This is a genomic window from Actinomycetospora sp., from assembly GCF_055612215.1.
This window is the reverse complement of record NZ_JBVPVA010000226.1, coordinates 1-10,391: the sequence shown is the minus strand read 5'-3', so window position 1 is coordinate 10,391 and position 10,391 is coordinate 1. Positions and strand designations below refer to the sequence as shown.

Sequence of the window (10,391 nt, the reverse complement as noted above, 5' to 3'; positions counted from 1 at the left end):
GTCGGTGCCGTCGATCTGCCAGACCGCGTTCGGGGCCGGGTGCACGAACCGCCGCCCACCCGAAGGTCGCTTCCGCGGCTGGGGGACGACCTGGCCGCGTTCGACCAGGATGCGGTGGGTCGTGGCCCGCGAGGGGACCTCAGCGAGGTCGAGCACCGGCCCGCCGGTGGGGTGCACCCCGCTGCCGGCGATGTCGAGCAGCCGCCAGCGGATGCTCAACGCACCGTGGTCCCAGCCCTCGTCGGCGAGTTCCTTGCGGGCCCGCACCACCGCCTCGCCCACATGCTCGGCGGTGGTGCCCGGACACGAGTGCGGCGCCCGCGAGCGTGGCGCCAGCCCGGCGCTGCCCTCGGCCTGGAACCGGGCGAGCTTGAGGTAGAACGCCGACCGGGACACCCCCGCCTCCCGGCACACCCGACTGACGTTGATCTTCTCGCCGGCGGCGGCCCTGGCGACCGCGGCCACGAGCGCTGGATCCATCTCGAACCCTGTCCTGCCCACACCCGAGCAGGCTGGTCACCACCACGACCAGCCCACCCGCAGGGGCCTGCTCAGTGTCCGCGATGTGCTGAGACAGCAACTGTCCACGAAGTCCTGAGCACAGACAGCGTGCTATGGCGCGGATCAGTGCTCACGAGCGCGGAGCGCACCTAATCGTGCGCGACCAGTAGGGTCGCGCCGCCCGTGGCGAAGTTCTCGAGGTCGCCCGCGGCCGCCTCGCCCTCGGGCGAGTTCAGCGCGGCCTGCAGCGACTCGAGCGAGTCGAAGGCGACCTCGGCCAACCGCGCGCCCTGCACCCGGGCGGCGCCGAGCGCCTCGTCGTCGGGGGCCGCGGAGGACCGCGACACCCACGACGCCCCGTAGGGGTTCCCGGACGCCATCAACGACGGGTCGGCCGCGTAGCCGAGCGGCATGATGATCGTGCCCCAGTGGTAGAAGACCATGTTCATCGCGACGATCGTCGCCTCCAGCCCACCGTGCCCGGTCGAGGCCGACGTGAACGACGTCCCCACCTTCGACGCGAGCTTGCCATGGGCCCACAGCCCCCCGGTGGTGTCCAGGAACGCCTTGAGCTGCTCGGCGGCCGCGCCGAACCGGGTGGGGCTGCCGAGCGCGATCCCGTCGGCCCACTCGAGGTCGTCGAGGGAGGCCACGGTGTCGTAGGGGTTGTCGTCCACCCACGCCTTCCAGCGGCGGTTCGCCTCGATCGCCTCGCGCGGAGCGCGCTCCGCGACCGGCCGCACGCGCACCTCGGCCCCGGCGCCCCGCGCCCCCTCGGCGAGCGCCTCGGCGAGGGCGGCGACGTTGCCGGTGGCGGAGTAGAAGACGACGACGATCCTGGCCAACGCGGACCTCCGGGGGAGCGGGCTGTCGGGGTGTCACCCTCTCGCGGCCGCTGGGCGCGCGCGTCCGCGGGACCCGCGGGTGCGACGAGGCACACTGGTCCGGTGGCGACGGCGGGTCAGGCGGACACCCCGCGCGCCGGCGGCACCGAAGCGCTGCGCGGCCTCGTCGTGCTGCACCGGCGGCTCTCCGCGCTCGCGACCGCGCACGACGCCGGGCCCGCGGCGGTCGTCGCGCTGCTCGGGGAGGAGCTCGGGGCGGTCGCGGGGGTCGTCGGACCGGGTCCCGGCCACGTCGTGCTCGCCGCGTGCGCGCCGGGCGTCGACGAGGCCGGCGCCGCGGCGGTGCTGCGCGCGGAGGTCACGGGAGCCCGCGGCGAGCGGGTCCTCGCCGCGGCCGCGCGGGGTGGTCGCGCGCTGCGGGTGCCGGGCAGCGGTACGTGGGTGCGGGTGGTCGTCCCGGTGGTCGTCGGCGGCGAGACCGCGGCGTTCCTGCTCGCCGAGGAGGACCCGGTCCGGCGCGACCGGCCCGCGGCCCTCGACGGCGACGACGTGCTCCTGCTCGCCGCCGAGCACGCCGCCACGATCGTCGGGGTGCTCCTGGGCCGGGAGCGGGTGCTCGCGGCCGCCGCCGGCCACGTCCGCGACGACCTGCTCTCCGGGCTGCTGCTCGACCGCGCGCGCTCGGCCGCCGAGGCCGCGCAGTGGGCCGAGCACGTCGGGTTCGACGCCGGGGTCGCGCACCGGGTGCTCGTCGTCGTGCCGCACACCGGGGAGCCGGGCGCGGGGGAGGTCCGGGCCGGCGTGGCCCGTCCGCCGCTGCTGGCCGAGGCCCGGGACCGCCTGGCCCGGCTCGTCCCCGGGGTCCTCGCCGTGGTGCGCGACCACGAGGTCGTCGCACTCGTCCCGGCCGCCGCCGACCCGGTCGCCGTCGGGACCGCCACCGCCGTCGCGCTCGCCCGCGGCCGCGACGCCGACCGGGGATGGCCGGTGACGGTCGCCCTGGGGCGCGAGGTCGACGACGTCGCCGGGTTGCCGCGCTCCTACGACCAGGCGCGGCGCACCGTCGAGGCCGCCCGGCGCCTCGGGCGGGAGGGCCGGCTGCTGCGCTTCGACGACCTCGGCGTGCACCGGCTGCTCCTGCAGGTCCCCGACCCCGAGGACGCCCGGACGTTCGCGCGCGAGGTGCTCGGGCGCCTGGCCACCGACGACTCCGAGCGCACCCTGGAGCTGATCCGCACCCTCGCCCGCTACTTCCGCGAGGACGGCAGCCCGCAGCGCACCGCGAAGGCCCTCTCGGTGCACCCCAACACCGTCGGGTACCGGCTGCGGCGCGCCGAGGAGCTCTCCGGGCTGGCCCTCGAGCGCTACCACGACCGCCTCGCCGCCCAGGTCGCCCTCGAGATCCTCGGGTGGATGGAGTGAGCGGGTTCGCCGACGAGCTCGCCGCGCGACCGCTGCTCGGCGACGGCGCGATGGGGACCCTCGCCCAGGCCACCGGCGCCCGCGTCGAGGGGGCGGGCAGCGAGCTCGCGCTGTTCGCCCCGGAGCTGGTCGGGGCGCTGCACCGGCGCTACCTCGACGCCGGCGCCGAGGTCCTGCAGACCCACACCTACGGGGCGAGCCGGCTGCGCCTGGCCCGCCACGGGCTGGGCGCCCGCGTCCGCGACGTCAACCTCGCCGCCGCGCGGCTGGCCCGCGAGGTCGTCGGGGACGCGGCCCCGTCGCGGCCGGTGTACGTCGCGGGGTCGGTGTCCCCGGCCACCTCGCCGCGGGCCGCGGGCCCGCCCCCGGAGGCCGCGCTGGTCCGCGCCGCGGTCCGGGAGCAGGTCGCCGCGCTCGACGAGGGCGGGGTCGACCTGCTGGTGCTCGAGACGTTCGCGCACGCCGAGGAGCTCGCCGAGGCCGTGGCGGCGGCGCGGGAGGCCAGCGACCTGCCGATCGTCGCCCAGGCCACCTTCGTCGACGAGGACGGCGCCCCGGTCACGACCCACGGGGAGACCCCGGAGCAGGTCGCGGCGATCGTGGGTGCGCTGCGGCCGGTCGCCGTCGGGACGAACTGCACGCTGGGGCCGCAGGGCCTGCTGACCGTGGTGCGGCGGATGGCCGCGGCCGTCCCCGAGGGCGTGCTGGTCAGCGCCCTGCCCAACGCCGGCCTGCCCCACGTCGTGTCCGACCGCTCGGTGCGCTTCGCCTCCGACACCGCGCACTTCGGCCGCTACGCCGCCCACTACGTCGCCGCGGGGGCCCGCCTCGTCGGCGGGTGCTGCGGCACGACGCCCGCGCACGTCGCCGCCGCCGCGGCCGCGCTCGCCGCGGCGCCGGACCCGCTGCTGCTGGAGGCCTCGCCCGCGCCGCAGCGCCCCCTCGTCACCGTCGGCGGCCGGCCGGCGACCGTGCCGCTGCCCGACGTCGAGGCCGAGGACGCGGCGCTCGGCGCCGCCGAGGGCGACGCTCCGGGGCCGGGGCGGGGCGCGCTCGGCCGGTGGCTGGACGGGTGGCCGCGGCGGCGCACGGCGCTGCTCGTCGCGGAGGCCGGCGGGACGGGGGCGGACGACCTCGCGACGTGCCTGGCGCGCGGGCGGGCGGCGCTGGGTGCGGGTGCGCAGGTGCTCTGGTCGGGCCGCGAGCGGACCCGCCGGCCCCGCACCAGCGCCGCCGCGGTCGCCGCGGGCCTGCAGGACACCGCCGCGGCCGACGTCATGCTCACCGTGACCAGCTGGAACACCAGCCGGATGGCGCTGCAGGCCGACCTGCTCGGGCTCGACGCGCTGGGCGTCCACGCGCTCGTGTGCGAGACCGGCAACCCGCCCGTGCACGCCGACCGCCCGGTGCGCGACGGGGTGTGGGAGGTCGACGCCGTGGGGCTCGTCGAGCTCGCGGCGTCGTTGGCGCGCGGGGTCGACCCCGACGGGTCGTCGCTGCCCGTGGCGTGCCCCTTCCGGGTCGGTGTCCGGGTCACACCGGGAGCCGACGACCTCGACCGCGAGCTCGGCCGGGTGCGGGCGAAGGTGGAGGCGGGCGCGGAGTACCTGGTCACCCGGCCGGTCTACGAGCTCGGTCGGCTGCGCCGGGTCCGCGCCGGCCTCGAGGCCACGCGCACGCGGGTACCGCTGCTGATGACCGTGGTCCCGCTGTCGGGCTTCGCGGAGGCCGAGCAGCTGCGCCACGAGGTGCCCGACGTCGTGCTGCCCGAGCCGGTGCTCGCCACCGCGCGCCGGGCGGGGGAGGACCCGGCGGCGGGCCTGGACCTCGCCGCCGACCTGGTGGCGGCGGCGGTGGCGGAGGGTCTCGTCGACGGCGTCGTCGTGCGCCGCCCGGGTACGCCGGACGGGCTCGCCGAGGCGGTGTCCCGCCTGGGGGCGCTGCTGGGCTAGCCCGCGATGGCCTCGATCGGGGCCGGGCGGGGGACGGCGCGGGTGGCGCCGGCGTGCACCGCGGCCCGCAGGTGCGCCACCGTTTCGCGGAGGTAGGCGACCTCGCGGGTCAGCGAGGCGACGGTCTCGCCCGCGAAGTCGTAGCTCAACTCGTCCGGCATGACCACGACCCCACAGCAGGGGCAGGTCGCGGGCGTCGTCATGGATCCACCGTCCGGGTCGTCGTGACTGTCGATCTCCAGTCTCCCGGGGGCCCGGCGGCGCGGCACTGTCCCGCGCGACAGCCTTTGTCACCCGCGGGTTGTGGCCGGGCACAACGCGTACGCGGCGTTAGGCCAGGAGGACCGTCCGCCACTGCTCCACCCGCTCGTCGTCGACGCCGGCGGCGGCCGCGACCTGCGCGGCGCCGTCCCCGTCGAGGCGGTCGAGCACCGGGACGATGTGTTCGCGGCGCACCCCGACGTCGCCGGGCGGGACCACCCCGGGACGGATCGCGCCGCGCCGTTCCAGCCGCCGCTGCAGGCCCACGCGGCGGGCGTTGGTGCGGGTGAAGTCGGCGTCGACGGCGGCCCGGGTGACCCCGGCGAGGCGCAGCAGCAGCGCGACGGCCACCCCGGTGCGGTCCTTGCCCGCGGCGCAGTGCACGAGGACCGGGTGGGGCCCGTCGATCGCGGCGTCGAGCATCGTCGGGAGCCAGCTCTTCGCGGCGTCGAGCAGGCCGAGGTAGAGCTCGCCCGCCTCGAGCCCGTCGTCGCGGCCGCGGGCGAGCAGCTCCGGGGACAGCGAGTCGACCAGGGGCAGGTGCACCCAGCGGGTGGTCTCCCCGGACAGCGGGTAGGGGTGGTCGAGCTCGCGGTCGCCGCGCAGGTCGATCGCCACCCCCGGGGGCCACGCCAGGCCCTCGGGCCAGCCGGGCGAGGCCGGGCCGTCGTCGGCGAAGGGGGCGTCCCCGCGCAGGAGCACGCCCGGCCGCGTGCGGCGGCCGTCGACGGTGGGGAGCCCGGCGACGTCGCGGATGTTCGTCCACGGCGGACCCGGCGGCACGTGGGCCTCGACGTCACGGACGACGGCGGCCTCGCGCCGGAGTCGGCGCAGCCGCCGCAACGGGTTCCTCACGAGGGGTGATCCTCGCACCGATGTCGATCAGCCGGACGGCTCGACGGCCGGGGCCCGGCCCAGCAGCGTGTGGACGGCCCGGACGAAGCCGTCGACGTCCTCGAGCCCGAAGGCCTGGCGCTGCAGGATGAAGCCGGGCAGCAGGGCGATGACGACGCGGGCCCCGTCGTCGGGGTCGAGCTCGGCGGGCACGACCCCGCCCTCCTGCCCCCGTCGCAGCGTCTGCGCGATCCCGTTCCGGACGGCGTCGAACCCGAGCGCCGCGCGCTGGCGCAGCGACTCGTCGCGCAGCAGCTCGGCCCAGGCCTGGACCCCGCAGCGGGCCAGCTCGGCGGTCGGGACGACCTCACCCGAGGGCAGCGTGATCGTCTCGCTGCCCATCGGGCCGACGACGGCCGCGACGATGTCGCCGATGGCCGGGGGGCGCCCGTCGCCGGCCGCCCCGATGCGCCCGGCCATGGCCCCGAAGGCCTGGCCGGCGATCTCGACGATCACGTCCTCCTTGCTCGGGAAGTACCGGTAGAACGCCCCGGCCGACATCCCCGCCTCGCGCGCGATGTCGGGCATCGAGGTCTGGTGGAAGCCGTCGCGCGCGAAGCATCGTCGTGCCGCGGCCACGATCTCGGTGCGGCGTGCCTCGCGGCGCTCATCGGTGATTCGGGGCAAACCGGACCCACCCTCCCGCTTTCGTGAACGGTTGTTCGCCTTGACGCTGGTGCCCGCGGGGTCCATCATAGTGAAAGAACATTCGCTATACGAGGAGGCGGTCACGGTGACCGAGGAGACGACGTCGAGGACGACCTGCTGCGTCGTCGGGGGCGGCCCCGCCGGGATGATCCTGGGTCTGCTGCTCGCGAGGGCCGGCGTCGAGGTCACGGTGCTCGAGAAGCACGGCGACTTCCTGCGCGACTTCCGCGGCGACACCGTCCACACCTCGACGCTGACGCTGCTCGACGAGCTGGGGCTGTGGCCGCGCTTCGACGCGCTGCCCTACCGGGCGCTGACCCACGCGCGCGTGCGGCTCGATGCCGGGGAGGTGGACTTCGCGGACCTGACGCGGCTCGACGCGCCGCACCCGATGGTCGCGATGGTCCCGCAGTGGCACCTGCTCGACATGCTCGCGACCGCGGCCGAGGAGGAGCCGACCTTCACGCTGCGGATGAACACCGAGGTCACGGGCACGGTGCGCACCGGTGACCGGGTGACCGGGGTCCGGCTGGCCGACCGGGCCGAGGACGGCACCCTCGGCCCTGAGTCCGAGCTGTCCGCCGACCTCGTCGTGGCCTGCGACGGACGCGACTCGCGACTGCGCGCCGAGTCCGGGCTCCCGCTCCACCGCTACGACGTGCCGCTCGACGTCGAGTGGTTCCGGGTCCCGCGCCACGAGGGCGACCCCGACGGCGGCCTGGGTCGGATGGGACGCGGCCGGTTCATGGTCCTGCTCGACCGCGGCGACTACTACCAGTGCGCCCTGATCATCGGGAAGGGCACCGACGCGCGGCTGCGCTCGGGGTCGATCCAGGTGTTCCGCGACTTCATCGAGGACATGAACCCGTGGATGGCGGGCCGGCTCGACGCGATCGCGGACTGGGACGACGTGAAGCTGCTCGAGGTCTCGCTCGACCGGCTCCGGCGCTGGTCGGCGCCCGGGCTGCTCTGCATCGGGGACGCGGCGCACGCCATGTCCCCCGTCGGCGGGGTCGGGATCAACCTGGCGATCCAGGACGCGGTGGCCGCCGGCCGGGTGCTCGCCGGACCGCTGCGCGCGGGGGACGCGGCCGCGGTGGCGACGGCGGCGTCGTCGGTGCAGCGTCGCCGCACCTTCCCGACCGTGGTCACGCAGACCCTGCAGGACCTCGCCCACCGCCGGGTGCTGGCGCCGCTGCTCTCCTCGGACTTCACGGGGCAGCAGGACACCGAGATCCCGCTGCCGGTCCGGCTCATCGACCGCTTCCCGGTCCTGCAGTGGGTGCCGGCGCGGCTGGTCGGCGTCGGCGCGCTGCCCGAGCACGCGCCGGAGTTCGCGCGCCGGGCCCCGATGCCGGTCCCGGCCGGCTGACCGGGTCCTGCGCCGCCCCGGCCACCAGTGCCAGCGAAGCGTCGACGCTTGCACCCAGTGGCAGTCGATCCGCTTCGTCGACGGCCTCCGACCGTCAGCCGGCCAGCATGAAGAACTCGAGCGCGTTGCCGTCCGGGTCCTTCACCGACAGCGCCAGCCCGTAGTCGGCCTCGACGATGCCGCTGTGCTCGATCCCGACGGCGTCGAGGTGGTCCCGCCAGGCGGCCACCGCGTCGGGGTCGGAGCAGCCGAACCCGACGTGGTCGAGCCCGACGCGGACCGGGTCGAAACGGTCGTCGCCCGAGGCGGTGTCGTGCTGGGTGAGCCCGAAGAGCTGGCCGTCCGCGAGCGCGAAGACGCGCCGCTGGAAGGGGCCGTCGGCGAGGGTCATCGCGGGCTCGGCGCCGAAGAGCTTCTGATAGAAGGGCTCGCTGACCGCGAGGTCGCTCACGGACATCGCGACGTGGTGGATGGCGGGGATCGCAGGCATGCCGCTCGCGTGCCCGGCGCGGTCGTCGGCGACACCACCTCCCGTCCGTTCGGCGGGGGCGCGGCCCCGGACGCCGGGTTCCTGGCGTCGGGCGTCAGGAACGTCCCGTTGCCGAGACGGGGCTCAGGCGGCCACCGGGAACGTGCGCGGGCCGCGGAGGATGGTCGCCGTCTTCGGCACCACCCGTCCGGCCCGGCGCAGGCCCGGCACCCGCTCGGCGAGCATCCGCAGCGCCACCTCGCCCTCGAGTCGGGCGAGCGCGGCGCCCAGGCAGTAGTGCGCGCCGCCCGAGAAGGCGAGGTGCGGCGTCGTCGGGACCCGGTGCAGGTCGAAACGGTCCGGGTCGGGGTGCGCCGCCGGATCGCGGCCTGCCGCGGCGACGAGGACGAGCACGCCCCAGTTCCGCCGGAACGGCACCCCGGCGAGCTCGGTGTCCTCGTGCGCGATCCGCGCGGTCAGCTGCACCGGCGGGTCGTAGCGCAGCGTCTCCTCCACCGCGCCGCCCGCGAGCGACGGGTCCGCGACGAGCGCCTCCCACTGGCCGGGGGTGGCCTGCAGGGCGCGCACGGCGTTCCCGACGAGGTTGGTGGTCGTCTCGAAGCCCGCGACCAGCAGCAGCTGGGCCAGCGAGACCAGCTCGTCGAGGGACATCTGCCCGGCGTCCAGGGCACCGACGAGCTGCGACACCACGTCCTCGCCTGGGTCCGCGCGGCGGCGGTCGACGAGGTCGGTGAACAGCTCCCGCGCCTCGGCGGTGGTGCGGGAGAGCTCGTGGGCGTGGGCCACGGACCGGACGCCGTCCAGCGCGGTCGCCAGCGCCCGGCCCCAGCGGGCGAAGCGGTCCGCGTCGACCGAGGGGATGGCGAGCAGCCGGGCGATGACCGTGATGGGCAGCGGGGCGGCGAGGTCGCGCACCAGGTCGAACCGGCCGCGGGCGGCGGCGTCGTCCAGGAGTCTCCCGGTGATCTCCTCCGCCACCGTCCGGTAGCGCTCCAGCCGCTTCGGGGTGAACGTCGGCGCGGCGAGGCGGCGCAGACGCGTGTGATCGGGCGGGTCCATCCCGAGCAGCGACAGGTCGACCGGCTCGAGCAGGGAGGACTCCGCGTCCTCCGGGGCGAACGGCGGGCGGCCGTCGGCGAGGCGCACGCCGAAGCGCCGGTCGCGCAGGACCTGCTCGCAGAGCGCGTGGGTCCCGACCGCCGAGAGCCCGACCCGGCTGCGTGCGAGACCCTCGCCACGGACCGCCGCGTAGGTGGGGTACGGGTCGTACCGCCAGGGCTTGTGCATGAGCCGGGCGACGGGATCACCGCGCAGGGCCAGCGCGAGGCCCCCGAGACGCATCGCGGTGATCCGTCCCCCGAGGGCGAGGTCGTCTCGGAGGGACCTCGAGGGGCGGAGCGTCATCAGTCGTGTACCTCTCGTGCGGTACGGCTCACGTGGCCGGGCCGGGCGGACCGGGCGAGAGTGGGATGTAGTCGGCGTCCCCCCAACGATGCCAGCCGTGGGCCACGCCGGAAGGGAGTCGCCAGGTGACCAGCGAGAGCGCGGTGGATCTGCGAGCCGTCGCGGCCGCCGTCCGGGGACCCTCCGGTGACCCCGCGGCGCTGCTCGCCCGGTGGCGCTCCGGGCGCGGCACCTGGTTCTCGGGTCCGCGCGGCGGCCTGCTGGCCGAGGGCGCGGTCCACCGTCTCGACGATCCCGACGACGTCGGTGGGGTGCTCGCCGACCTGGTCGCGTCCGAGCGGGAGCCGGCGGTCGTCGTCGGGGCCCTCCCGTTCGACCCTACGGGCAAGGCGGCGCTCGTCGTGCCCCGTCGCGTGACCTGGTCGCCGCCGCTGGGGCGCTCGGTCCCCGTCCCCGCTGCAGGGGGCCCCGGCCCGCGCTGGGGTGCGCGGTCGGTGCCCGAGCCGGCCGGCTACGAGGCGATGGTCGCCGACGCCCTGCGCCGGATGTCGCTCGGCGAGCTGGAGAAGGTCGTGCTCGCCCGCGTCCTCGACCTCGAGGCG

General features: G+C 76.5%; 10 protein-coding genes and 1 pseudogene. 4 read left to right on the top strand and 7 right to left on the bottom strand.

The annotated features are described in order from the left end of the window. Together AC0CYZ_RS06335 and wrbA are read right to left on the bottom strand one after the other, a co-directional pair. A partial coding sequence (locus tag AC0CYZ_RS06335; protein ID WP_472213425.1) for a helix-turn-helix domain-containing protein occupies positions 1–480 on the bottom strand: 480 nt, incomplete at its 3' end. A gap of 170 nt (positions 481–650) precedes the next feature. Beyond that, a complete protein-coding gene (wrbA, locus tag AC0CYZ_RS06330; protein ID WP_472213423.1) occupies positions 651–1,346 on the bottom strand; it encodes an NAD(P)H:quinone oxidoreductase in 696 nt (231 codons plus the stop codon). A 102-nt stretch (positions 1,347–1,448) separates the two neighbouring features. Here wrbA and AC0CYZ_RS06325 point away from each other — a divergent pair, with 102 nt between their 5' ends. Both AC0CYZ_RS06325 and AC0CYZ_RS06320 read left to right on the top strand, forming a co-directional pair. Continuing rightward, on the top strand, positions 1,449–2,768 hold the full coding sequence (locus tag AC0CYZ_RS06325; protein ID WP_472213421.1) for a PucR family transcriptional regulator: 1,320 nt from the start codon (positions 1,449–1,451) through the stop codon (positions 2,766–2,768). After that, positions 2,765–4,720 carry a homocysteine S-methyltransferase family protein gene (locus AC0CYZ_RS06320; protein ID WP_472213419.1) on the top strand — a complete coding sequence of 652 codons (1,956 nt, stop codon included), beginning with the start codon at positions 2,765–2,767 and terminating at the stop codon, positions 4,718–4,720. Before AC0CYZ_RS06325 ends, AC0CYZ_RS06320 begins: the two co-directional genes overlap by 4 nt. Here the strand turns inward: AC0CYZ_RS06320 and AC0CYZ_RS06315 are convergent. The 3 genes from AC0CYZ_RS06315 to AC0CYZ_RS06305 form a co-directional block, all read right to left on the bottom strand. Beyond that, positions 4,717–4,923 (bottom strand): hypothetical protein, encoded by a 207-nt coding sequence (locus tag AC0CYZ_RS06315; protein WP_472213417.1) that lies wholly within the window; start codon positions 4,921–4,923, stop codon positions 4,717–4,719. The two genes, AC0CYZ_RS06320 and AC0CYZ_RS06315, sit on opposite strands and share 4 nt — an antisense overlap. 127 nt (positions 4,924–5,050) lie before the next feature. Continuing rightward, positions 5,051–5,836, bottom strand: coding sequence for a tyrosine-protein phosphatase (locus AC0CYZ_RS06310; protein WP_472213415.1), 786 nt, complete (start codon positions 5,834–5,836; stop codon positions 5,051–5,053). Positions 5,837–5,863: 27 nt separating this feature from the next. Beyond that, positions 5,864–6,502 (bottom strand): TetR/AcrR family transcriptional regulator, encoded by a 639-nt coding sequence (locus AC0CYZ_RS06305; protein WP_472213413.1) that lies wholly within the window; start codon positions 6,500–6,502, stop codon positions 5,864–5,866. Positions 6,503–6,608: 106 nt separating this feature from the next. Here AC0CYZ_RS06305 and AC0CYZ_RS06300 point away from each other — a divergent pair, with 106 nt between their 5' ends. Beyond that, positions 6,609–7,895, top strand: coding sequence for an FAD-dependent oxidoreductase (locus AC0CYZ_RS06300; protein ID WP_472213411.1), 1,287 nt, complete (start codon positions 6,609–6,611; stop codon positions 7,893–7,895). A gap of 94 nt (positions 7,896–7,989) precedes the next feature. Here the strand turns inward: AC0CYZ_RS06300 and AC0CYZ_RS06295 are convergent, their stop codons facing one another. Continuing rightward, complete coding sequence (locus tag AC0CYZ_RS06295; protein WP_472213409.1) at positions 7,990–8,385, bottom strand: VOC family protein; 396 nt, start codon at positions 8,383–8,385, stop codon at positions 7,990–7,992. 123 nt (positions 8,386–8,508) lie between these two features. Next, entirely contained in the window at positions 8,509–9,789 is a 1,281-nt protein-coding gene (locus tag AC0CYZ_RS06290) for a cytochrome P450 (protein ID WP_472213407.1), read from the bottom strand. Between the two features lie 125 nt (positions 9,790–9,914). On the opposite strand from AC0CYZ_RS06290, the pseudogene AC0CYZ_RS06285 reads away from it, so the two are divergent. Next, a pseudogene (locus AC0CYZ_RS06285) lies at positions 9,915–10,391 on the top strand (isochorismate synthase); the annotation flags it as partial.